Source organism: Pseudomonas sp. Mb7 (assembly GCF_054790525.1).
In genome coordinates, this window is record NZ_CP186501.1 from 4,189,553 (window position 1) to 4,213,474 (window position 23,922).

Annotated in this window: 19 protein-coding genes and 2 pseudogenes; 13 read left to right on the forward strand and 8 right to left on the reverse strand. The window is 60.3% G+C overall.

Going from position 1 to position 23,922, the window contains the following annotated elements; translation table 11 throughout:
• Window positions 1–103: 103 nt before the first annotated feature.
• The 4 genes from ACOYXH_RS18925 to secA all read right to left on the reverse strand — a co-directional run bounded on the left by ACOYXH_RS18925 (window position 104) and on the right by secA (window position 5,914).
• Window positions 104–1,051, reverse strand: coding sequence for a Nudix family hydrolase (locus ACOYXH_RS18925; protein WP_095126194.1), 948 nt, complete (start codon window positions 1,049–1,051; stop codon window positions 104–106).
• On the reverse strand, window positions 1,048–1,680 hold the full coding sequence (locus ACOYXH_RS18930; protein WP_095048221.1) for a glutathione S-transferase family protein: 633 nt from the start codon (window positions 1,678–1,680) through the stop codon (window positions 1,048–1,050). The genes ACOYXH_RS18925 and ACOYXH_RS18930 overlap by 4 nt, the downstream gene beginning before the upstream one ends.
• 158 nt (window positions 1,681–1,838) lie before the next feature.
• The gene (argJ, locus tag ACOYXH_RS18935; protein WP_095048222.1) at window positions 1,839–3,056 is read right to left on the reverse strand and encodes a bifunctional glutamate N-acetyltransferase/amino-acid acetyltransferase ArgJ; all 1,218 of its coding nucleotides are present in this window, start codon (window positions 3,054–3,056) and stop codon (window positions 1,839–1,841) included.
• Window positions 3,057–3,178: 122 nt separating this feature from the next.
• Entirely contained in the window at window positions 3,179–5,914 is a 2,736-nt protein-coding gene (gene secA, locus ACOYXH_RS18940) for a preprotein translocase subunit SecA (RefSeq protein ID WP_460065745.1), read from the reverse strand.
• Between the two features lie 308 nt (window positions 5,915–6,222).
• Here secA and ACOYXH_RS18945 point away from each other — a divergent pair, with 308 nt between their 5' ends.
• Window positions 6,223–6,678 carry a DUF721 domain-containing protein gene (locus ACOYXH_RS18945; protein ID WP_016983197.1) on the forward strand — a complete coding sequence of 152 codons (456 nt, stop codon included), beginning with the start codon at window positions 6,223–6,225 and terminating at the stop codon, window positions 6,676–6,678.
• 124 nt (window positions 6,679–6,802) lie between these two features.
• On the opposite strand, the gene ACOYXH_RS18950 is transcribed toward ACOYXH_RS18945, so the two are convergent.
• A complete protein-coding gene (locus tag ACOYXH_RS18950; protein WP_460409869.1) occupies window positions 6,803–8,290 on the reverse strand; it encodes a helicase HerA-like domain-containing protein in 1,488 nt (495 codons plus the stop codon).
• Between the two features lie 190 nt (window positions 8,291–8,480).
• Here ACOYXH_RS18950 and ACOYXH_RS18955 point away from each other — a divergent pair.
• From ACOYXH_RS18955 to ACOYXH_RS18975, 5 genes and pseudogenes are all read left to right on the forward strand, one after another.
• Window positions 8,481–9,512: pseudogene (locus tag ACOYXH_RS18955) on the forward strand (HAMP domain-containing protein); the annotation flags it as partial.
• A 93-nt stretch (window positions 9,513–9,605) separates the two neighbouring features.
• Entirely contained in the window at window positions 9,606–10,370 is a 765-nt protein-coding gene (locus tag ACOYXH_RS18960; RefSeq protein WP_371043227.1) for a methyl-accepting chemotaxis protein, read from the forward strand.
• 391 nt (window positions 10,371–10,761) lie between these two features.
• Window positions 10,762–11,853 carry a glycosyltransferase family 4 protein gene (locus ACOYXH_RS18965; RefSeq protein WP_176471328.1) on the forward strand — a complete coding sequence of 364 codons (1,092 nt, stop codon included), beginning with the start codon at window positions 10,762–10,764 and terminating at the stop codon, window positions 11,851–11,853.
• Window positions 11,846–12,621, forward strand: a pseudogene (locus tag ACOYXH_RS18970) (DUF2334 domain-containing protein). Before ACOYXH_RS18965 ends, ACOYXH_RS18970 begins: the two are co-directional and overlap by 8 nt.
• Window positions 12,618–13,613, forward strand: a complete 996-nt coding sequence (locus ACOYXH_RS18975) for a lysylphosphatidylglycerol synthase transmembrane domain-containing protein (protein ID WP_095048226.1) — start codon at window positions 12,618–12,620, stop codon at window positions 13,611–13,613. Before ACOYXH_RS18970 ends, ACOYXH_RS18975 begins: the two are co-directional and overlap by 4 nt.
• 48 nt (window positions 13,614–13,661) lie before the next feature.
• Here ACOYXH_RS18975 and ACOYXH_RS18980 read toward each other — a convergent pair whose 3' ends face one another.
• Both ACOYXH_RS18980 and purU read right to left on the reverse strand, forming a co-directional pair.
• Window positions 13,662–13,838 carry a hypothetical protein gene (locus ACOYXH_RS18980; protein WP_449123596.1) on the reverse strand — a complete coding sequence of 59 codons (177 nt, stop codon included), beginning with the start codon at window positions 13,836–13,838 and terminating at the stop codon, window positions 13,662–13,664.
• 84 nt (window positions 13,839–13,922) lie between these two features.
• On the reverse strand, window positions 13,923–14,771 hold the full coding sequence (gene purU / locus ACOYXH_RS18985; RefSeq protein WP_007912774.1) for a formyltetrahydrofolate deformylase: 849 nt from the start codon (window positions 14,769–14,771) through the stop codon (window positions 13,923–13,925).
• A 336-nt stretch (window positions 14,772–15,107) separates the two neighbouring features.
• On the opposite strand from purU, the gene mvaT reads away from it, so the two are divergent.
• Window positions 15,108–15,485 carry a histone-like nucleoid-structuring protein MvaT gene (mvaT, locus tag ACOYXH_RS18990; RefSeq protein ID WP_007912775.1) on the forward strand — a complete coding sequence of 126 codons (378 nt, stop codon included), beginning with the start codon at window positions 15,108–15,110 and terminating at the stop codon, window positions 15,483–15,485.
• A 96-nt stretch (window positions 15,486–15,581) separates the two neighbouring features.
• On the opposite strand, the gene sbcB is transcribed toward mvaT, so the two are convergent.
• Window positions 15,582–17,012: an exodeoxyribonuclease I gene (gene sbcB / locus ACOYXH_RS18995; protein ID WP_095048227.1), complete on the reverse strand. Its 1,431-nt coding sequence runs from the start codon at window positions 17,010–17,012 to the stop codon at window positions 15,582–15,584.
• A 181-nt stretch (window positions 17,013–17,193) separates the two neighbouring features.
• Here sbcB and ACOYXH_RS19000 point away from each other — a divergent pair, with 181 nt between their 5' ends.
• Genes ACOYXH_RS19000 through ACOYXH_RS19025 form a run of 6 tightly spaced genes read left to right on the forward strand, consistent with a single transcriptional unit; the run spans window position 17,194 to window position 23,913 of the window.
• Entirely contained in the window at window positions 17,194–17,919 is a 726-nt protein-coding gene (locus ACOYXH_RS19000; RefSeq protein ID WP_095048228.1) for an RDD family protein, read from the forward strand.
• Complete coding sequence (locus ACOYXH_RS19005; RefSeq protein WP_460409870.1) at window positions 17,916–18,893, forward strand: stage II sporulation protein M; 978 nt, start codon at window positions 17,916–17,918, stop codon at window positions 18,891–18,893. Before ACOYXH_RS19000 ends, ACOYXH_RS19005 begins: the two co-directional genes overlap by 4 nt.
• Window positions 18,880–20,427 carry a DUF4129 domain-containing protein gene (locus tag ACOYXH_RS19010; protein ID WP_258708728.1) on the forward strand — a complete coding sequence of 516 codons (1,548 nt, stop codon included), beginning with the start codon at window positions 18,880–18,882 and terminating at the stop codon, window positions 20,425–20,427. Before ACOYXH_RS19005 ends, ACOYXH_RS19010 begins: the two co-directional genes overlap by 14 nt.
• Window positions 20,424–21,587, forward strand: a complete 1,164-nt coding sequence (locus ACOYXH_RS19015; RefSeq protein ID WP_460409871.1) for a DUF4350 domain-containing protein — start codon at window positions 20,424–20,426, stop codon at window positions 21,585–21,587. Before ACOYXH_RS19010 ends, ACOYXH_RS19015 begins: the two co-directional genes overlap by 4 nt.
• Window positions 21,584–22,585 (forward strand): AAA family ATPase, encoded by a 1,002-nt coding sequence (locus ACOYXH_RS19020; protein ID WP_095048231.1) that lies wholly within the window; start codon window positions 21,584–21,586, stop codon window positions 22,583–22,585. The genes ACOYXH_RS19015 and ACOYXH_RS19020 overlap by 4 nt, the downstream gene beginning before the upstream one ends.
• Entirely contained in the window at window positions 22,582–23,913 is a 1,332-nt protein-coding gene (locus ACOYXH_RS19025; RefSeq protein WP_460409872.1) for a DUF58 domain-containing protein, read from the forward strand. The genes ACOYXH_RS19020 and ACOYXH_RS19025 overlap by 4 nt, the downstream gene beginning before the upstream one ends.
• Window positions 23,914–23,922: the final 9 nt, after the last annotated feature.

Consider the following 23,922-nt stretch of genomic DNA (forward strand, 5'->3'; position numbering starts at 1 on the left):
TCGCTGGCAAGCCAGCTCCCACAGGTTTCGAGTTGTACACAACATTTGTGAACGACACAAAACCTTGTGGGAGCTGGCTTGCCAGCGATGAGGTCAGCAGCCTTTACAGAGAGTCAGGCCAGAACGCGCGAATCCCCGCCACGCCTTGTGCACCAACGCCCCAGGCTTTTTCGCGCTCGGCCGGGCCAACCCCGCCCAACAGAAACACCGGCTTACTAAAGCCTTCGATCAACGTCGAAGCCTGCTCCCAGCCCAGCGGCTGAGCATCCGGATGGGTCAGTGTCGGCTGCACCGGCGACAAGGTCACAAAGTCCACACCCATCTGCTCGGCCAGCGCCAGTTCTTCAGCGTTGTGGCACGACGCCGCCAACCAGCGCTCCGCCGGTAACGGGCGCCCCGCCGCCGCGTATTTGCGCAGCTGTGCTGAGGTGATGTGCCAACCGGCAGAGGGGAAATCACCGAGCCATTCGAACGGCCCCTTGATCATCAGTTGCGCCTTGCCCGCACACAGCCCGGCCGCATCGACCGCCAGATCGCGATACTTGGGGTCATAGCCGTTCGGTGCGCGCAGCTGGATCAGTTTGATCCCGCCGGCAATCGCCTTCTGGATACCGCGCAGCAACGCCGGCGTTTCCAGGTCCTCCGGCGTAATCAAGTACTCCGCAGGCAAACGCGCGGCGGCAACGATCGGCTGGTTGGCAGCCGGAAATTCGTAGTTCGCCAGTTCTTTCGCAGTGACCCAGGCCAACGGCTGGCCTTCGGCACCGTGAGGTTCGCCGCTGAAGTCCGACACGTCCCAGACATCCAGCAAAACCTGCTTGTCCGGGTAATCGTGACGCACTTTGATCAGCGGTCGAGCGGCGCCAACGACGATGCCCAACTCCTCATGCAACTCACGAGTCAGCGCGGTTTCAACTGTTTCGTCAGCCTCGACCTTGCCGCCGGGGAATTCCCAAAGACCGCCCTGATGTTGCGTGTCGGCGCGGCGGGCGATGAGGATTTTGCCATTGTTGTCACGAATGACCGCAGCGGCGACGTGTACGCGTTTCACGGATTCAACTCCTCCAGTCCAGCCTTCTGCCATGCCTTGAAGGCGGGCCATTGGTAGACGGTTTCAACATAGGCTTCGTCGGCGGCCGGCAGCGTCACCTGATAGGTGCGCAAACGCACGGCAATCGGCGCGAAGAAGGCATCGGCCAGACTCACCCGACCAAACAGGTACGGCCCGCTCTCGGTGGCAGCAGCACGGCACTCGGCCCACAGCGCGAGCATGCGCTCGATGTCGACCTTCACTTCCGGCGGCACCGGGTTCAGAGGCGCGTCATGGTTGAGGTTGAACGGCATGTGATTGCGCATGGCGAAAAAGCCGCTGTGCATTTGGGCGCAGGCGGATCGCGCCTGAGCACGGGCGAATATGTCGCTCGGCCAGAGTTGCTCGGACGGAAACTGCTCGGCGAGGTATTCGGCGATGGCCAATGAATCGGCAATGGTGCCGCGCGCCGTTTGCAGCAGCGGGACTTTAGCGGTCGGCGAATGCTTGAGCAGCAGCGCGCGGGTGTCGGGCTTGCCGAGTTTGATCAGTTCTTCGCTGTAGGGTGCGCCGGTCAGTTCAACGGCCAGGGCGGCGCGTAGGGACCAGGAGGAAAGCAGTTTGTCGCCGATGATCAGGTGCAGGGACATGATGGGGTGCCTTTCATCAGGATGGACAGGCCGGAATCTTCGGTACCTGACAGGTCGCCATCGCGAGCAGGCTCACTCCTACAGGGGATTTGTGAATGACACAGATCTCTGTGGGAGCCAGCCTGCTGGCGATGCAGGCGACTCGGTCTCAGGTTAGATCAAGTGCGGTATTCAGCGTTGATCTTCACGTATTCATGCGACAGGTCAGTGGTCCAGATGGTTTCGCTGCAATCGCCGCGACCCAGCTCGATACGGATGGTGATTTCTTCCTGCTGCATCACCGCCGAGCCCTGGGCTTCAGTGTAGGTCGCCGCACGGGCGCCACGGCTGGCGATGCACACGTCGCCGAGGAACACGTCGATCTTGCTCACGTCCAGATCCGGCACGCCGGCACGGCCGACCGCGGCGAGGATACGGCCCCAGTTCGGGTCGGAGGCGAACAGCGCGGTCTTGATCAGCGGCGAGTGCGCCACGGTGTAGCCGACGTCGAGGCATTCCTGATGGTTGCCGCCACCGTTGACTTCAACAGTGACGAACTTGGTCGCGCCTTCGCCGTCACGCACGATGGCCTGGGCCACGTCCATGCACACTTCGAACACCGCTTGCTTCAACTTGGCGAAAAACTCGCCTTCAGCACGGGTGATTTCCGGCAGTGCAGCCTTGCCGGTGGCAATCAGCATGCAGCAGTCGTTGGTCGAGGTGTCGCCGTCGATGGTGATGCGGTTGAACGATTTGTTGGCGCCGTCGAGCATCAAGTTGTGCAGGACGTCGCGGGAGACTTTGGCGTCGGTGGCGATGTAGCCGAGCATGGTCGCCATGTTCGGACGGATCATGCCCGCGCCTTTGCTGATGCCGGTGACGGTGATGGTCACGCCGTCATGCTCGAACTGGCGGCTGGCGCCCTTCGGCAGGGTGTCAGTGGTCATGATCCCGGTGGCAGCGGCTTCCCAGTTGTTTTCCGACAGATCATCCAGTGCGGCTTGCAGCGCGCCTTCGATCTTCTCGACCGGCAGCGGCTCGCCGATCACACCGGTGGAGTACGGCAGAATCTGGCTGGCATCAACGCCAGTCAGCTCGGCCAGTTTGGCAGTGGTACGTTCAGCGGCGGCCAGGCCAGGCTCGCCGGTACCGGCGTTGGCATTGCCAGTGTTGGTCAGCAAATAACGCACGGCGTTCTGCACGCGTTTTTTCGCCAGGATCACCGGTGCCGCGCAAAATGCGTTCAAGGTGAACACGCCCGCCACGGTCGAGCCTTCGGCGCAGCGCATCACAACGACATCTTTGCGCCCGGGGCGCTTGATGCCGGCCGAGGCGATACCGAGTTCAAAACCGGCAACCGGGTGCAACGTTGGCAAAGGACCAAGACCAACAGCCATGAATGCGCTCCTTACTCAATGATGTCAGCACCGTCACTCGCAGCGACGGTGGTTTAAATGGCAAAACGCCGCGACGGCAGGAGCCGGTCGCGGCGCGGGTATTTCAGCGATTGAAACGGGGTTTACTGGATCTGCCCGTGGCAATGCTTGAATTTCTTGCCCGAACCGCAGTAGCACAGTTCGTTGCGGCCCAGCTTCTGCTCGTTGCGAACCGGCGCGGTGGCGAGGGCCACATCGACCTCTTCACCGAGAACTTCCGGTTGCTCCAGACCTGGGGCCTCGGCGTGTTCGAACTGCATGCGGGCGGCCAGTGCTTCGGCTTCCTGACGCAGACGTTGCTCTTCGGCTTCCGGATCTTCGCGGCGCACCTGAACGTGCGACAGCACACGGATCGAGTCGCGCTTGATCGAGTCGAGCAGTTCGGAGAACAGCGTGAACGACTCGCGCTTGTATTCCTGCTTCGGGTTCTTCTGAGCGTAACCACGCAGGTGGATACCGTGACGCAGGTGATCCATGGTCGACAGGTGGTCTTTCCACAGGTCGTCCAGCACGCGCAGTACGATTTGCTTCTCGAACGAGCGCAGTGCGTCGGCACCGGCCTGGTCTTCTTTCTCGTTGTACGCCGCCATCAGCTCGGTCATGAGCTTCTCGCGCAGGGTTTCTTCGTACAGGTGATCGTCTTCGTCGAGCCACTGCTGGATCGGCAGTGTCACGCCGAAGTCGCTGGCAATCGAAGCTTCCAGACCGGCCACGTCCCACTGCTCAGGCAGCGACTGCGGCGGAATGTGCGCGCTGACGGTGGCGTTGAGCACGTCCTGACGGAAATCGGCGATGGTTTCACCGATGTTGTCGGCGGCCAGCAACGTGTTACGCATGTGATAGATCACTTTACGCTGTTCGTTGTTGACGTCATCGAACTCGAGCAGTTGCTTACGGATATCGAAGTTGCGGCCTTCAACCTTGCGCTGCGCCTTCTCGATCGCGTTGGTCACCATGCGGTGCTCGATCGCTTCGCCCGGCTGCATGCCCAGGGCTTTCATGAAGTTCTTCACTCGATCAGAAGCGAAGATGCGCATCAGGCTGTCTTCCAGCGACAGGTAAAAGCGGCTGGAACCGGCGTCACCCTGACGGCCGGCACGGCCACGCAGCTGGTTGTCGATACGACGGGATTCGTGACGCTCGGAGGCAATCACCTGCAAACCGCCGGATTCCAGCACTTGCTGGTGGCGCTTCTGCCAGTCGGCCTTGATCTGGGCAATCTGCTCAGGGGTCGGGTTTTCCAGCGACGCGACTTCAACTTCCCAGTTACCGCCCAACAGGATGTCGGTACCACGACCGGCCATGTTGGTGGCGATAGTCAGGGCGCCCGGACGACCGGCCTGCGCGATGATCTCGGCTTCTTTTTCGTGGAACTTGGCGTTCAGAACCTTGTGTTCGATGCCTTCCTTCACGAGCAATGCGGACATGTGCTCGGAGGTTTCGATGGTGGCAGTACCCACCAGCACCGGACGGCCGGCCGCCATGCTTTCCTTGATGTCCGCAACAATGGCCGCGTACTTCTCTTCGGCGGTCAGGAACACCAGGTCGTTGAAGTCTTTACGCGCCAACGGTTTGTTCGGCGGAATAACCATGACTTCCAGACCATAGATCTGGTGGAATTCGAACGCTTCGGTGTCGGCGGTACCGGTCATGCCGGACAGCTTGGTGTACAGACGGAAGTAGTTCTGGAAGGTGGTCGAGGCCAGAGTCTGGCTCTCGGCCTGGATGTTCAGACCCTCTTTGGCTTCGATGGCCTGGTGCAGGCCTTCGGACAAGCGACGGCCCGGCATGGTACGACCGGTGTGTTCGTCGACCAGTACGACCTGGCCGTCCTGCACGATGTATTCGATGTTGCGGTTGAACAGCTTGTGCGCACGCAGACCGGCATACACGTGGGTCAGCAGGCCCAGGTTGTGTGCCGAGTACAGGCTCTCGCCTTCAGCCAGCAGGCCAACGCGGGTGAGCATGTCTTCGATGAACTGGTGACCGGCTTCGTTGAGTTCGACCTGACGGGTCTTCTCGTCAACGGTGTAGTGGCCAGCCTTGGTGACTTCGCCTTCGACTTCTTCAACGTGCAGTTCCAACTGCGGGATCAGTTTATTGATCTCCATGTACAGCTTGGAGCTGTCCTCGGCCTGACCGGAAATGATCAGCGGGGTACGCGCTTCGTCGATGAGGATGGAGTCGACTTCGTCGATCACGGCAAAGTTGAGTTCGCGCTGGAATTTTTCTTCCATGCTGAACGCCATGTTGTCGCGCAGGTAGTCGAAACCGAATTCGTTGTTGGTGCCGTAGGTGATGTCGGCGGCGTAGGCCAGACGCTTCTCTTCCGGCGGCTGGAACGGCGTCACGACGCCGACGGTCAGGCCGAGGAATTCATACAGCGGGCGCATCCAGTTGGCGTCACGACGCGCCAGGTAGTCGTTCACCGTCACAACGTGCACGCCCTTGCCGGACAGTGCGTTGAGGTAAACACCCAGGGTCGCTACGAGGGTTTTACCCTCACCGGTGCGCATTTCGGCGATCTTGCCTTCGTGCAAGGTCATGCCACCGACGAGCTGTACGTCGAAGTGGCGCATACCCATGATGCGCTTGCCGGCTTCGCGGGCGACCGCAAAGGCTTCTGGCAACAGCTTGTCGAGGGTTTCCCCTTTGGCGATGCGGGCCTTGAACTCAACGGTCTTGGCGCGCAATTGATCGTCCGAAAGGGCCACCATTTGCTCTTCGAAGGCATTGACGAGCTGCACCGTCTTGAGCATGCGTTTGACTTCACGCTCGTTCTTGCTTCCAAAAAGTTTCTTTAACAAAGGCGCAAACATATCGGCAGGATCTTCCACACTAAAGGGATGGAGGGCGGCCCCGTGAGCGTCGCCCGTGCAGCCCTCATGGCCGCATGCGAACGAGCATTCTACCCGGAAACGGAAGTGAGGAAAGTGGCGATGTTCCACGATGCTGGCACTGCGCTTTGACGGGGCTCACTTAAAATAGGGGCGTTTTGCTCAACTTCAAGTCATACAAGGCAGAAGTTAGTCGTTGATTTAATGGGTAAAGCGGGGGCAAAAGCAATGGGCGAGTGATTTCGGCCTTTCTGCTACCATGGCGTTTCTGTTACTTCAGGTGTTCGATCATGGCATTTCGCCCTCTTACGGCCAGAGCACCCGCCGTTCTCCTGCGCGAAGCCAAGCCGCTCAAAGCCATCCTCGGTCATGCCCAACGACTGGGGCATTTGCAGCGTCTGCTCGAAAGCCAACTGCAACCCGCCGCCCGTGAACATTGCCATGTAGCGTCGTGGCGTGAGGGCAGTCTGTTGCTGATTGTCACCGATGGCCATTGGGCCACACGTCTGCGTTATCAGCAAAAACGCTTGCAGAGGCAGCTGCAGATGTTTGATGAGTTCGCCAGTTTGACGCGGATTCTGTTCAAGGTGCAGCCGCCTACAGTGCAGCGCGGGGCGGCCGGGCACACGATGGATTTGTCCACGGATGCGGCGGCTACGATTCAGGCCACAGCGGACGGGATCACTGATCCGAATCTGCGTGCGGCGCTGGAACGCCTTGCGGCGCACGCCAAAGCCAAGACCTGAGCGCTATCCGAACGTGAATAATTATTTAATGTGGGAGCGAGCCTGCTCGCGAAGAGGTTGTGTCAGATAACATTGAAGTTGAATGACACACCGCTTTCGCGAGCAGGCTCACTCCTACATTAGATCAGCGGCGTTTGCTGCCACCGAGTAAAGAGCCCATCAAGCCGCGCACCAATTGCTTACCGAGGTTATTGGCTGCCTGGCGCATCGCCGACTTAAGCGCCTGCCCGGCTGCCGTCCCGAGAAACTCCCCTGCCCTGTCGGCCAGGCTCGGCTCTTCATCTGCTGGCTTACCCGCTGGCACCTCGGCCTCCGGCGCCAGCCCTTTACGCCCCATCAGAATTTCATACGCCGACTCACGATCGATCGGCTTGTCATAGCGCCCCTTGAACGGCGAACCCGCAATCAACAGCGTGCGCTCGGTTTCCGTCAGCGGCCCGATTCGCGACTGCGGTGGCGCCACCAGCCCGCGCTGAACCATTTCCGGCGTGCCTTTCTCGGTCAGCGTGCCGACCAACGCTTCGCCAATCCCCAACTCGGTCAGCACCGACAAACTGTCAAACGCCGGATTCGGCCGGAAGCCGTCCGCCACCGCGCGCAGGGATTTCTGCTCTTTGGCGGTAAAGGCGCGCAAGCCATGCTGAATGCGCAGGCCGAGCTGCGCCAGCACGTCATCGGGCAAGTCCGCCGGCGACTGCGTGACGAAATACACGCCAACCCCTTTGGAACGGATCAAGCGCACCACTTGTTCGAGCCGCTCCTGCAGTGCCTTGGGTGTGTCGCCAAAGAGCAAATGCGCCTCATCGAAAAACAGCGCCAGCAGCGGTTTGTCGGCATCGCCGCGCTCCGGCAACTGCTCGAACAACTCGGCCAGCAACCACAACAGGAACGTCGCGTAGACCTTCGGCGCCTCGTGCACCAGACGGCTGGCATCGAACAAATGAATGCGCCCGCGACCATCGGCGGTCGGTTGCAGAATGTCTTCAAGTTGCAGTGCCGGTTCGCCGAACAAGGCTTCGGCGCCCTGCTGCTCAAGGATCGCCAGACGGCGTAGCAGCGCCTGACTGGAACCGGTGGTCATCAGCGCCGCGTCTTCACCCAACAGCTGCGGATTGTCCTTGAGGTGATTGAGCAGCGCTTTCAGATCCTTCAAGTCCAGCAGCAACAGGCCTTCGCGATCGGCGACCTTGAAGGCTGCATATAGCGCCGACTGCTGACTGTCGGTCAGTTCCAGCAAGCTGCCGATCAGCAACGGGCCCATTTCGCTCAACGTGGTGCGCAACGGATGACCGGACTCGCCGTGGATGTCCCACAAGGTCACCGGATAGGCCTGCGGCTTGTGGTTGAGCCACGGCATCCCGGCAATGCGCTCGGCCACCTTGCCCTGCGGATTGCCCGCCGCACCGAGGCCACACAGATCACCCTTGATGTCGGCGGCAAATACCGCGACCCCGGCGTCGCTAAACGCCTCGGCCAAACGCTGCAAAGTGACGGTTTTACCGGTACCGGTGGCGCCCGCGACCAGTCCGTGGCGGTTGGCCAGGCGCATGGCCTGAGCGATCTGTTGGCCTGCGAGATCAGCGCCGATTACGAGTTGCGAGGAGTCAGGCATTTTGTCACCCAATGGTTAATCTTTGATTGCGCATGGCCGATAAAGAGGAGTGAGAGACCCCGACCACAAGTCAGGCCGGACATTTCCCTAAGGAGAGACGGAAATATCAGCTTGTTTTCACCCTTGCCCATTTTGCGCGCTTCTATAAAAGCATGCCCTGGACATTAAGACCTTAGCGGAACCCCAAGCCATGAACAAAAATCTGCGCTTCAGCCATAAAATTTTGCTTGCCGCCGCCCTCATCGTCATCGCCGCCTTCGCCTCGTTTACCTTGTACAACGACTGGTTACAGCGCAATGCGATCCGCGATGACCTGAACAACTATCTCAACGAGATGGGCGAGGTCACTGCCGGCAATATCCAGACCTGGCTCAGCGGCCGCATTCTACTGATCGAGAACGCCGCCCAAAACATCGCCATCAACCCCGAGCCCGCCAACGTCGCCAGTCTGCTGGAACAGAAAAGCCTGACCTCGACGTTCATGGCGACCTATCTGGGCGATGCCACCGGGCACTTCACCATCCGTCCGGACACCAAGATGCCCGACGGTTTCGATCCGCGCGTGCGCCCTTGGTATAAAGGTGCCGAGGGCAGCAGCACCTCGACCCTGACCGAACCGTACATCGACGCTGCTACCGGCCAGTTGATCATTTCCATCGCCACTGCCTCGAAAAAGGCCGGCCAGAGCGTGGGTGTGGTTGGCGGCGACCTGAGCCTGCAATCGCTGGTCGACACCCTCGCCGCCCGGGACTTCGACGGCATGGGCTATGTGTTCCTGGTCAGCGCCGACGGCAAGATCCTCGTGCACCCGGACAAGGCCTTGGTGATGAAATCACTGAAAGAAGCCTATCCACAGGACACCCCGCGCATCAGCAGCGACTTCAGCGAAGTCACCGTCGATGGCAAGACCCGCATCGTCACCTTCGCGCCGATCAAAGGCCTGCCGTCGGTGAACTGGTACATCGGCCTGTCGGTGGACAAGGATCAGGCCTTTGCGATGCTCAGCGAATTCCGCACCTCGGCAGTGATCGCGACCGTGATTGCCGTGGCAATCATCATTGCCCTGCTCGGTATGCTGATCCGCCTGCTGATCCAGCCGCTGCACGTGATGACCCGCGCCATGGAAGACATCGCCGATGGCGAAGGCGACCTGACCAAACGCCTGACCATCGTCAATAAAGATGAATTTGGCGTGCTCGGTACCGCATTCAACCGTTTCGTCGAGCGTATTCACGGCTCGATCCGCGAAGTGTCGTCGGCCACCGGCCAGGTTAACGAAGTCGCCCTGCGCGTGGTCGCGGCATCGAACTCATCGATGTACAACTCTGACCAACAAGCCTCACGCACCAGCAGTGTCGCCGCGGCGATCAACCAACTCGGCGCCGCGGCGCAGGAAATCGCCCGCAACGCCGCCCAGGCTTCGAATCAGGCCAGCGACGCGCGCGGTCTGGCTGAAGACGGCCAGCAAGTGGTGGATCGCAGCATCAAGGCGATGAATCAACTGTCGAGCATGCTCAGCGCGTCGAGCAGCAACATCGAGTCGCTGAATAGCAAAACCGTGAACATCGGCCAGATTCTCGAAGTGATCACCAGCATTTCCCAACAGACCAACCTCTTGGCGCTCAACGCGGCCATTGAAGCGGCACGTGCCGGTGAAGCCGGCCGGGGCTTTGCCGTGGTGGCGGATGAAGTGCGCAATCTGGCGCACCGCACCCAGGAATCGGCGCAACAGGTGCAGACCATGATCGAGGAACTGCAAGTCGGCGCCCGTGAATCGGTGAGCACCATGAGCGACAGCCAGCGTCACAGCCAGGACAGCGTCGAGATTGCCAACCTTGCCGGGGAGCGCTTGAACAGCGTGACCCAGCGCATTGGCGAGATCGACGGGATGAACCAGTCGGTGGCCACCGCGACCGAAGAGCAGACGGCTGTGGTGGAGTCGATCAACGTCGACATCACCGAGATCAACACGCTGAACCAGGAAGGCGTGGAGAACTTGCAGGCGACGTTGCGCGCGTGTTCGGACCTGGAGCAGCAGGCTTCGCGTCTGAAACAACTGGTTGGCAGTTTCCGCATCTGAAGATCAAGAGCCTTACCCCCTCACCCCAGCCCTCTCCCCCAGGGGGGGCGAGGGGGAAAGGGAGCAGATCTTCATGTTCCTCAAAACCTGAGTTCGACTGAAGACTTTCCGGTCGATGCATAAAACCCAAACATCTCGGTCAGTCCCTCTCCCTCAAAATGGTGTGGGGAAAGGGAGCCGATCTTCGTGCTGTTCAAAACCTGAGTTCGACTCAGGTCTCTCAAGTCGGCGTACCTCCAACATCCACCTCGGTCAATCCCCTCTCCCTCTGGGAGAGGGTTAGGGTGAGGGGGCCGCGCAATCCCGACCGAACATCTATTCTTGATAAAGGTCAACCAAGGGAGAACCACGCAACGGAGGGTTGATCACCGTGCATATCGCCGACATCACCATGTTCTACGCCCCGGCCAGCGGCGGCGTGCGTACTTATCTGGATGCCAAACACCGCCGGCTCGGAGTCAAATCCGGTACCCGCCACAGCCTGCTGATTCCCGGTGCGCACTTCGGCGAACACGACGGCGTTTACACGGTTCCCGCCCCCGCCCTGCCTTTCGGCAAAGGCTATCGATTCCCCCTTCGCCTCGCGCCATGGCGAAACGTCCTGCAGGATTTACAGCCCGATCTGATCGAAGTCGGCGACCCTTATCTGACCGCCTGGGCCGCCCTTGATGCGCGACGACAGCTGGATGTGCCGGTAATCGGTTTCTATCACTCGGATCTGCCCTTGCTGATCGGCAATCGCATGGGCCATTGGGTCACACCGAATATCGAGGCGTATGTCACCAGGCTTTACGGCAACTTCGATCGGGTTTTGGCGCCCAGTCAGATCATGGCCGACAAGCTCAGCGGCCTCGGTGTACGCAATGTGTTCGTGCAACCGCTGGGCGTCGACCTGCAAACCTTTCACCCCAAAGCCCGCGACCCGCAACTGCGTGCAGAACTGGGCATCGCCGAAGACACCCGGCTGCTGATTTTTGCCGGACGCGGCTCGAAAGAGAAAAACCTGCCGGTATTGCTCAAATGCATGCAACGCCTCGGCCCGCGCTATCACCTGCTACTGGTCGGTTCGTCGATGCCCACCGCTGTGCCGGAAAACGTCAGTGTGATCGACGAATTCTGCCCCGCGCCACGCGTCGCGCAGTTGATGGCCAGTGCGGATGCCTTGCTGCATGCCGGCGACCAGGAAACCTTCGGCCTGGTGATCCTCGAAGCCATGGCCTGCGGCATTCCCGTGGTGGCCGTGGCCGCCGGAGCTTTCGAAGAGATCGTCACTGATTCCTGCGGCCTCCTGTGCGCACCGAACAACCCGCAAGCGATGGCCAATGCCGTGCGGGAACTGTTCAGTCGCGGCTGTAGCAAACTTGGCACACAGGCGCGCCAGCATGTCGAAACCCGCTATGCGTGGGATACGGTGGTCGACAGTTTGTTGGGCCACTATCACGCCGTACTCGGACATACGCTGCCCAAGGTGGCCAATGCTTGAATCGATGAACAACCGCGCCGTGTTGCTGGTGCTGCACGACGTCGCTCCGTCGACGTGGGCGGATTACCAGCCGTTTGTCGAGGCCGTCGACGCCTTGGGCAACGTGCCGATGACGTGGCTGGTCGTTCCGAATTTCCACCGGCACAATGTCCTCGACGATCACCCGGCATTTTGCCGACGGCTCGATGAGCGCGTCGCCCGTGGCGATGAGTTGGCGTTGCATGGTTATTTCCACGATGACCAGGGCCCGGCCCGACGACGCCGCACGACTGGTTCATGCGCCGCGTTTACACCCATGAGGGGGAGTTTTACCGTTTGTCTCGTGAAACCGCCCTCGCTCGCCTGCGCACCGGCATCGAAGTCTTCCAGCGCCACGACTGGCCACTGCACGGTTTCGTTGCCCCGGCGTGGTTGATGAGCGACGGCACCCGCCAGGCCCTGCGCGAGCTGCCCCTGCGCTACACCAGCGATCCGCAGCATCTGTATCGGTTGCCGGATTTCACCGCGATCGATGCGCCGGGTCTGGTCTGGAGCGCTCGCAGCGCCTGGCGAAGGGGTCTGTCGAAGATTGTCAGCGAGCAGCGTCAACAGCGTTGGCGTCGGGCGTCGGTGATTCGTCTAGGCTTGCATCCCGTGGACATGCGCCACGGCTTTTCCCGTGATTACTGGCTGCACACCCTCGAACGACTACTGAGCGAAGGACGCGTACCGATGACCAAAATCCACTGGCTCGCCCAACAGCGCGGTCAACTGGGAAGCGCCGCATGAGTCGCGGCATTCTCTTGCTGATCGGCCTGCTCGCGGCGGTGCTGATTCCGGTTGTGCTGGGTGGCGGCGACACCTGGGCGCGGCTGCAGAGTTTCCCGTTGCACTGGCTGTTGATCATGTTCGGCATGATCCTGCTTTGCTGGGGCATCAATACCTTGCGTCTGCGCCTGCTACTCGGCGATCAACGCGAGCGCGTCACGCCGCTGCAAAGCCTTGGTGTAGTGATGGCCGCCGAATTCGCCTACTGCGCGACTCCCGGTGGCAGCGGCGGGCCGTTGACGATCATGGCCCTGTTGGCCCGATCGGGCGTGCGGCCGGCGCGGGGCAGCGCGGTGTTTGCCATGGATCAGCTCAGCGATTTGCTGTTCTTTCTCTGCGCCCTCAGCGGCATTTTGATTTATGCGCTGTTCCAGCACCTCAGCGATCGTCTCGAGTGGTTGCTGATCGTCAGTGCGATTTCGCTGTTCGGCGGTTTATTCAGTTGTGTGCTGGTCGCGCGCTATCACCGCACCTTGATCCGCCTGAGCGGTCGCCTGTTGGCGAGGATGAACGTCAAGGCCAGTACCCGCCGCCGCTGGGCGCGCAAGTTGCTGCATTTTCTCGCGGCGTTTACCGATACGTTGAAGCTGCCCTGGCAAACTTTGATCAAAGTATTCGCCCTGACCTGTGTGCATTGGTTGCTGCGCTACAGCGTGCTGTATCTGGCGCTACGCGGGCTGGGCGCGGACTTGCAGTGGGCGTGGAGTTTTCTGGTGCAGATGCTTTCACTGGGCGCCGGGCAATTCAGCCTGCTGCCGGGCGGCGCGGGGGCGGCGGAGTTGACGTCGGCAGCGTTGCTGGCGCCGATGGTGGGGAAATCCACCGCTGCGGCAGCGATTCTGATTTGGCGGGTGGTGACGTATTACTTTTATCTGCTGGTCGGGGGGCCGGTGTTTTTGTTGATGCTGGGCCGGCCGCTGTTGAGGAAATTGATGAAGGTGGGGCAGGCTTGATTGTCCGGTCGCGGCCCGCGCCTTCGGCTGCGCCTGCATGATCGCGCTTCAGGCATCGTCCTTGTTGTCGTCGGACTTCTCTTGCAATTGTTCCCACAACTCCGCAGCGCCGGGAAACTCGGTGCCATCCTCCGGGCTCATGTCCTCGGGATCATATCGACTCAAACACCCTTCGCCCAACGTCGCCGGCGCTTTGGAAGTGGCTTTGTCCAGTGGATCGGCCATGGCTTATCCTCACTGCTGAAATGAAAAAGGGTCTGGACGATTGAACGCCCAGACCCTTGGTTTTTCAAGCCCGTGGGGTTGAGATCAGAACACCACAGTCTTGTTGCCGTGCACCAGTACGCGGTCTTCGAGGTGATAACGCAGGCCACGAGCCAGCACCATTTTCTCGACATCACGACCGAAACGCACCATGTCTTCGATACTGTCACTGTGGCTGACACGCACCACGTCCTGCTCGATGATCGGGCCGGCGTCCAGCTCTTCGGTCACGTAGTGGCAGGTCGCACCGATCAGCTTCACGCCACGCAGCGACGCTTGGTGATACGGCTTGGCACCCACGAACGACGGCAGGAAGCTGTGGTGAATGTTGATGACCTTGTGCGCGTATTCGCGGCACATGTCTGGCGGCAGGATCTGCATGTAACGCGCCAGGACCACCACTTCGGCATCGTGCTGTTTGACCAGACGCGACACTTCGTCGAATGCCGGTTGCTTGTCCTGCGGATTGACCGGGACGTGGTAATAAGGAATGCCGTGCCACTCGACCATGCTGCGCAGGTCGTCGTGGTTGGAAATCACGCAGGAGATTTCGCAGTCCAGTTCATCGCTGTGCCAGCGGTGCAGCAAGTCCGCGAGGCAGTGCGATTCGCGGCTGGCCATCAGCACAACGCGTTTTTTCTGCTCGGTGTCGGTGATGCGCCAGTCCATCGAGAACTCTTCGGCGATCGGCGCAAACTTCTCGCGCAGCACTTCAATACCGAAAGGCAGCGAATCGGCACGAATTTCGTGACGCATGAAGAACCAGCCCACCTGGTTGTCCGAGTGGTGGCTCGCTTCGGTGATCCAGCCGTTGTGGGCTGCCAGAAAATTACTGACTTTGGCAACAATGCCAACGCGGTCCGGGCAAGATATCACCAGCCGAAAAGTGCGCATGAGGGGGAAACTCCAGAACTTCGCAAAGGCCGCCATTCTAGCGGCTGCGCAGGAAAACTGCAGTATTGATCAGCAACGGGAGGCGCCAGGCTCAGTGCTACGGATTCTTGATGAGTAGCCGACAGACTGGTGCTGATCCTGCGGGATCGCTTGATCAGACAACTGTGAATATCTGTGATGACTCGATCACACTATTTAACTGAATATTCAATAGAGAGCAGTTTCTCGTAACTAATTTAAATAAAAACCCTGGTTAAATGTTTACTTGATGAAACAGCCTGACTATTATTGCGGCACTGTCCCCCTGCCATCCCGCACTCTACTAAGGTAGTAATCATGTCCTTGATCAACGAATATCGCGCCACCGAAGAAGCCATCAAAGAGCTGCAAGCCCGTTTGAAGAACCTGTCCCAAGACGACAAACTGCAAGCCGAGCTGGAATTCGAAGGCAAACTGCGCACCCTGATGGGCGAATACTCCAAATCCCTGCGTGACATCATCGCGCTGCTGGATCCGGAAGCTAAAACCAAAGCAGTACGCGGCGGCGCAGTAAAAACTACCGGCACCAAGCGTGCTCGCAAAGTTAAACAATACAAAAACCCGCACAACGGCGAAGTCATCGAAACCAAAGGTGGCAACCACAAAACTCTGAAAGAGTGGAAAGCCAAGTGGGGCGGTGACGTGGTTGAAGGCTGGGCTACCCTGCTGGGCTAAGCCGCAACGTCTTCGCAGAGCGATCCGCGAAAAACAAACGCCAGCGAATGCTGGCGTTTTTTTATGCCCGGGATTTAAGCCCGGTCATGTTCGAATTCAAAGATTCAAACGTTTGCGCAATGCCTGGACATAATTCTGCCATTCATTGAGCACCTCACTCTGCATCGGCGTGGCATTAATCGACCATTGCTCGGCCGCCTCGCTAAAAGATTTCAAGGTATTCGGTGCGCCGCACTCAGGCGTGGACAAACGCTGCTGACAAAATATTCTCCAGCGTTCTTGCTCTTCGAAATTCAACGTCTCGGGAAAGTTGCGTGCGCGATATCGAAAAAGTAATTCAGGCAAACGTTCGTCATCGAAAGGCCATTGCTCTTGCGCTAGTTGTGCCGGGTCAGCGCTCCTCACTTGCTCACATAGACGTCGGTCACGGTCACCGATAAATCCGTCGTACAACTGTTGTTCCGGATCCTCGCTCGGAATGAAATCTTCGCTGACATAAATCTCTGCAACTTTATCTTTCCAAACTTGCTGTGCGTCAGTTAGCCGCAGTGCTCGCTGTTGATAAAGCGCCATGTCCAGCCCCAGACGTTGCTGATCCTGCGCGCGCAAAACCGCAAGCGGCGCCACCACCGGACAACGGTTGATGTGAATCAGCTTGAGCGGCACCGGCAATTCGCCTTCCAGCAAATCATCACGACGCGTGTACAAACGCTGGCGCAGGGTCTGCGCGTCCAGATCGAGCAACCCCTGCGGGTCGAGGTGCAGATCGCAGACGATCAAGGCGTTACGGTTTTTTGGATGCCAGGCTAATGGCAGCACCACACCGACATAACTGCGCGCGGCCGAGAAACGCCCGGAAATATGCACCAGTGGCTGCAGCAGACGAATCTGATCCATGACCTTTTGCTTGCTACGCAACTGGAACAGCCAGTCATAGAGTTTTGGCTGTTTCTCGCGGATCAACCGTGCCAGTGCAATGGTCGCGCGCACATCCGACAACGCTTCGTGGGCATGCCCGTGATCGATATTGTTCGCGGCGGTCAGGCGTTCGAGCTTGAGCGTCACCCGACCTTCGTCATCGGTCGGCCAGACCAGGCCGTCAGGACGCAGCGCATAAGCAGCGCGCACCACATCGATCAGATCCCAGCGACTGTTACCGCCCTGCCACTCCCGGGCGTACGGGTCGAAAAAGTTGCGATACAGGCTGTAACGGGTCATCTCGTCGTCGAAACGCAGGGTGTTGTAACCCGCGCCACAGGTGCCGGGGGCCGCCAGTTGGGCATGCACCCGCGTCATGAAATCAGCCTCGCTCAAGCCTTTTTCGGCCAACTGGCTCGGGGTGATGCCGGTAATCGCGCAGGCCGCCGGATGCGGCAGGATGTCTTCGCTGGGCTGACAATAGAGGTTGACCGGCTCGTCGATCTCGTTGAGCGCATGGTCGGTGCGAATTCCGGCCACTTGCAGTGGGCGGTCGTTTCGCGGATTGATGCCAGTGGTTTCGTAGTCGTACCAGAAGATTGAAGTCACGGGCGGTTCCTGAACAGAAGATCGGCAAAGTCTAGGCGCTCGACCGCGCTCGCGGCCAGCCTCGTGTCATTCAAACACTTCGTACTTCACGATGTGCAATACATAGTTATGTCGTTTTCCCCCGAGAGGCTGCTAGCATCGACCTCACTTGCACCCCGAACAGGCGAACACCAGGTAGCCCATGCTCGAGACCACAGCACCGCCAAGGAAAGCACCGCTGGCCCCGCCGCTGGATACGCGGCATCAGGTCGAAACGCCGGAAGGCATCGACCTGCCGTTGCGTCCCGCCGGGTTAATGGTGCGTGCCGTAGCCTTTGCGATCGATCTGGCCCTGCGCGGCGTGATCATGGGGGTGCTGTTCATCGCCCTGGCGTTTCTCGGCAAGCTCGGCATGGGCCTCGGCTCGCTACTGCTGTTTGCGATCAGCTGGTGGTACATGGTGCTGTTCGAAGTGCTGCGTCAGGGCCGCTCGCCGGGTAAACAATGGATGGGCCTGCGCGTGGTGCACGATGACGGCACCCCGGTTGGCTGGTCGGCCTCACTGCTGCGCAACCTGCTGCGTTTTGTCGATCTGCTGCCCTTCGGCTACTTCCTCGGCACCCTCAGTTGCCTGCAACACCCGACCTTCAAACGCCTTGGCGACATCGCCGCCGGCACATTGGTGGTCTACAGCGAACGCCCGCTCAGTCGTCCGCAACTGCCTGATGCCGAACCTCGACGCTCACCAGTGCCCCTGACACTCGCCGAACAACGCGCCGTGCTGGGCTTTGCCGAACGCCAAGAAGAACTGTCGCCAGCACGGGTCAATGAACTGGCGGCCCTGCTCGCCCAGCCATTGCACATTTCTGCGCCCAAGGCTGTGGCTGAACTCAATGGCATCGCTCGCGGTTTGTTGGGCCCGACATGAAGCAAAGCCTTTTCGAAAGTCGCCACAAGGCCGAATGGGAGCGTTTTGCGCTGGCCCTCGAACGCCTTGAGCGCGGCAAGGACACCTCGCAAGTCAGCGGTTTCCCCAAGGCCTATCGCAGGCTTTGCCAGCATCTGGCATTGGCCCAGGAACGCGGCTACAGCAGTTTCCTCATTGATTCGCTGCAACAACAAGTGCTGCGCGGGCATCAACAGTTGTACCGTCATCGCAGCCGGCTCGGCGCCAGTCTGCTGAGTTTCATCCTCGCCGACTTCCCCCGCCTGGTTCGTGCCGAATGGCCCTTTGTGCTGGTCGCCAGCCTGCTGTTCTTCGGCAGTCTGATCGGCGTCGGCGTGTTGGTGTATTTCTTTCCCGAACTGGTCTACAACCTGCTCCCCGCCGATCAGGTGCGCGAGATGCAAGGCATGTACGACCCGGTCGCCGGACACCTCGGGCGCCCCGCCGAACGTGCGGCCAGCGAGGACTGGGTGATGTTCGGTTACTACGTGATGCACAACATCGGCATTGCCTTTCAGACTTTCGCCAGTGGCTTGTTGCTAGGCGTCGGCAGTGCGTTCTTTCTCTTTTACAACGGCATGGTCATCGGTGCGGTGGCCGGGCACCTCAGCGAGATCGGTTTCGGCCAGACCTTCTGGTCATTCGTCATCGCCCATGGCGCCTTCGAACTCAGTGCCATCGCCCTCGCCGGGGCCGCCGGCCTGGAACTCGGCTGGGCGTTGATCGCGCCCGGGCGGCTGACCCGCAGCGAAGCGCTGAAACGCGCCGCACGCAAAAGCGTGTTGCTGGTCTGCGGCGTGATGTTGTTCCTGTTGATTGCCGCGTTTATCGAAGCTTATTGGTCGTCGAAAACCAGCGTCACACCACTGACCAAGTATCTGGTCGGCGCCGCGCTTTGGGCTCTGGTCGCGGTCTATCTGTTGTTCGCCGGAAGGACCCGCCATGCGCCTGAGTGACGCCACCGTGGTGATCCGCCCGCGCACGACCTGGGAAGCCATGGACCTGGGCGTGCTGATGAGCCAGCAACATCGGCGTCTGCTGATGACCAGTTGGGCGATTGTCACCCTGCCGCTGTTCGCCTTGCTGAGTCTGTTGCTGTGGGATTCGCCGTCACTGGCGGTGTTTATCTTCTGGTGGCTGAAACCGGCTTATGAACGCCTGCCGCTGTACATCCTGTCGAAAGCGCTGTTTGGCGAAACGCCGACACTCAAGCAAGCCCTGCGCGAATGGCCGCGCCTGCTCAAACCGCAATTGCTGGCCAGCCTGACCTGGCGCCGTCTGAGTTTCAGCCGCAGCTTTCTGCTGCCGGTGGTGCAACTCGAAGGCCTCGACGGCAGCGCCCGACAACAACGCCTGCACGTGCTCCTGCAACGCAACGCCGGTGCCGCGCAGTGGTTGACCATCATCGGCGTGCACCTGGAAACCGCGTTGTGGATCGGCCTGATGGTGCTGTTCTACATGCTGCTGCCGCAGCAAATCGAAACGGACTGGAGCTGGCAGTCGCTGATACTCGCGGCGGATCAAGACTGGCGCTGGCTCGAACACCTGACCAATGCCTTCTACGCACTGGTGCTGGTGGTGTGGGAGCCGATCTATGTCGCCTGCGGCTTCAGTCTTTATCTGAACCGGCGCACACAACTGGAAGCCTGGGATATCGAACTGGTGTTTCGCCGCTTGCGACAGCGCCTGAACAACGGTGTATTGGGAGTGCTGCTGGCGGTCTTTCTGGTGCTGCCGAATGTGCCTTCGGCGTGGGCGGCAGAGCCGGATGACAGTCCACAGGCACCGCGACTGTTGAATCAGCCTCTGACCAGTCAGGCCTCACGGGACAGCATCAAGGCACTGCTTGAGCAACCGCCGTTCAAGAACAAGGAATCCGTCACCCGCTATCGCTTTAGCGACGACCCGGCGAAACCTGCCACAGCGCAAAAACCCGGTGAAGCACCGCAGTGGCTGAAAACCCTGCTGGATTGGCTCGACGGGCAACACTTCAATGTGCTGGCGAAGATCATTGAAGTGTTGCTTTGGGGCACGGTGATTGCTGCGTTCGGCTGGCTGATCTGGCGTTATCGCGACTATCTCCAAGCGTTCGTCAGCCGCCGCCCGAGACTGCCTGCCAAACCGAAACGCGCGGTGCCGCAACAAGCCTTCGGTCTGGACTTGAACCGCGACACCTTGCCTGGCGACATTGCAGGCAGCGCCGAACACCTCTGGCAAAGCCAACCCCGTGCAGCGCTGGGCCTGCTGTATCGAGGGCTGCTCAGCCATCTGCTCCACGACTTCGATATGACCCTGAAACCCGCTGACACCGAACTTCAGGTGCTCGCGCACGTTGAACAATTGCAACGCCCGGAACTGCTCGCCTTCAGCCGCAGCCTGACCACCCATTGGCAGAACATGGCCTATGGGCATCGCGTCCCGGCAGCCTCCCTGAAGCAGGAGCTGTGCGATGGCTGGCGCGCCTTGTTTGGTCCCGGAGCCGCCCGTTGAATCGCCGGACACTGTGGTGGGTGGCTGCGTTGATAGCCCTGTTAATCGGCACGCTGAGCGTGTTCCTCTACCTCAACGCCACGCCTTATCAGGAAGAAGTCGATCACGGCCCCTCGCCCGCCGCGCAAGCCAATCCGTATCTGGCCGCCGAGCTGTTTTTACGTGAACGCGGGCTCAACGTCAGCCATGCCGAAAGCCTCGCGGCACTCCCCGATATCGACCCGCGCCGCCACACGTTGCTGTTGTTCAACGACCGCTCACGCATGACCCCGCGTCAGGTTGACCAAGTGTTGAACTGGACCCGGGCCGGTGGGCGACTGGTGTTCGTCGCCGAGTCGCTGTGGGATGAGCAGAGCAAACAAAGCAACGATCTGTTGCTCGATCGCGTGCAACTGCATCAATCCCTGAGCAAGGATCTGAAAGACTTACCCGCAGACGCTGAACCAGAGCGCTTCCCGCAACTGACCAGACTCTATCTGGAAGACGAAGACGCACCGGCCTACGCTGGCTTCGACACCGACTTCCACCTCGACGACCCGAAGAATCTGGCGCAAGCGTGGGCCAACAGCGCCAAGGCCACGCACATGATGCAGCTGCCCTACAGCCTGGGCACGATCACCGTGGTCACCGACGCCGAGTTGTGGAAGAACAAGACCATCAGCCAATACGACAACGCCTGGCTGCTCTGGTATTTGAGCGCCGACACCGACGTCACATTGATCTACAACACCGAGCACGATGGCCTGCTGACCTTGCTCTGGCGCTACTTCCCGCAAGCCATTGTCGCTTTGCTCGCGTTGATCGGCCTTTGGCTCTGGCACGTCGGCGTGCGTCACGGCCCACTGCAACTACCCGCCCCGAGTGGACGCCGACAATTGCAGGAACACCTGCGCGCCAGCGCCGATTTCCTGTTGCGCCACAACGGCCAGCAGGCGTTGCTGCAAGCACTGCAACAGGACGTTCTGCGCCGTGCCCGTCGCCGTCACCCCGGCTTTGACCAATTAAACGTTGCCGAACAATGGCTGGCTTTGTCGCGTCTGACCCGACAACCCACCCGCGCCATCAGCCAGGCCCTGAGCCCGGTGCCGGATCGGCGCCTGTCCAGCGCCGATTTCTGCCGCCAGGTCGCCCACCTGCAAACTTTGAGGAACACGCTATGACTGAACAGATCGAGCCCGGCAGCGCCAGCCACGCCGCCCAGCAACGCCAGCGTGCCAGCCAGTTGGCGCAAGCAGTACGTGGCGAATTGCAAAAAGCGTTGATCGGCCAGAACCAGGTGATCGATGACGTGCTGACGGCGCTTATCGCCGGCGGTCATGTGCTGCTCGAAGGTGTGCCGGGATTGGGCAAAACCCTGCTGGTGCGGGCGTTGGCCCGTTGTTTCGGCGGCGAGTTTGCGCGGATTCAATTCACCCCGGATCTGATGCCCAGCGACGTCACCGGCCATGCCGTGTACGACCTGCAAACCGAGCAGTTCAAGCTGCGCAAAGGCCCGTTGTTCACCAATCTGCTGCTGGCCGACGAGATCAACCGCGCCCCGGCAAAAACCCAGGCTGCCTTGCTCGAGGCGATGCAAGAGCGTCAGGTCACACTCGAAGGTCGTGCCCTGCCCATCGCGCAACCGTTCATGGTTCTCGCAACGCAAAACCCGATCGAACAGGAAGGCACTTATCCCCTGCCGGAAGCCGAACTCGACCGGTTCATGCTCAAGGTGCGCATGGACTACCCCGACGCCGATCAGGAGCTGAACATGGTGCGCCAGGTCTGCCGCTCGACCCGCGCCGACATGCTCGATGTGCAACCGCTGCGCACCGTGTTGCAGGCCAAGGATGTGCAAGCCCTGCAACGGATTGCCAGTGATTTGCCACTGGACGATCAGGTTCTCGATTACGCCGTGCGCCTGGCGCGCGCCACGCGCACCTGGCCGGGGCTGACCCTGGGCGCCGGGCCGCGCGCCTCGATTGCTCTGGTGCGTTGCGCCCGTGCCCGCGCCTTGTTGCGTGGCGGCGAGTTCGTGATTCCCGACGACATCAAGGGCTGCGCGCTGGCCGTGCTGCGCCATCGCGTACGCATCGCGCCGGAGCTGGACATCGAAGGCCTGCAGGTCGATCAGGTGCTCGCACAATTACTCGACCAAGTTCCGGCGCCGCGCCTGTGAAACCCTCGCGCCTGCTGTTGATCTGGCTGGCCTTCCTGCTGCTCATCGGCATTGTGCTGGGCACGTTGCGCGCACTGGAGATCGATATCCCGGCGAGCCTGATATCGATCAACTGGGGATTGCTGCTCGCGCTGCTGGCTCTGGCGGCGCTGGATGCGTTGCGTCTGCACCGTTTGCCAACACCGCGCATCACTCGGCAGATGCCCGGCAGCCTGGCACTCGGCCGTTGGAGTGAGGTGCGCCTGGAAATCGAACACGACTTCAGCGAGCCGATGCACATTCAACTCTTCGACCATCCGCCAGAAGGCCTGAGCTTCGAAAACCTGCCGTTGTCGATTGAATTGCAACCCGGCCAGCGCAGCCTGCTCGGCTACCGTCTGCGCCCGCTCAAACGCGGTCATTTCAACTTCACCCAGTGCGAAATCAACCTGCCCAGCCCCTTGGGATTATGGTCAGGCAAACGCTTGCTCAGGGTCAGCGACCAGACCCGCGTCTACCCCGACTTCGCCCGGCTCTACGGCGGTGAGTTGCTGGCGGTGGACAATTGGCTCAGCCAGCTCGGCGTGCGCCAACGGCAACGGCGCGGTCAGGGCCTGGAATTCCATCAACTGCGCGAATTCCGTGAAGGCGACAGCCTGCGCCAGATCGACTGGAAAGCCACCGCACGCCAACGCTCACCGATTGCCCGTGAATATCAGGACGAGCGCGATCAGCAGATTATCCTCATGCTCGACTGTGGCCGACGCATGCGCAGCCAGGACGATGAACTGTCGCACTTCGACCACGCGCTCAATGCCTGCCTGTTGCTCAGTTATGTAGCCTTGCGTCAGGGCGATGCGGTGGGTTTGAGTACCTTCGCTAGCGAACACCCACGCCATCTCGCGCCGGTCAAAGGCAGCGCACAACTGAATGTACTGCTGAACACGGTTTATGACCTCGACAGCACGCAGCGCCCTGCCGATTATCAGGCCGCCGCCAATCAACTGCTGACGCGACAGAAGCGCCGGGCCTTGGTGGTGCTGGTAACCAACCTGCGCGATGAGGACGATGAGGAACTGCTGAGCGCGGTCAAACGCCTGAGCGCACAACATCGGGTACTGGTCGCCAGCCTGCGCGAAGAGACGCTGGATACGTTACGCCAGACCACGGTGCAAACGCTGCCCGAAGCGCTGGCTTACTGCGGCACGGTGAGTTACCTGAATGAGCGGGCAGAACTCCATGAGCGGTTGAGTGCTCATGGCGTTCCGGTGGTGGATGTCCGGCCCGCCGAGTTGGGGGCCGAACTGGTGACGCAGTATCTGAGTTGGAAAAGGAGCGGAACCGCATGATCCCCTACT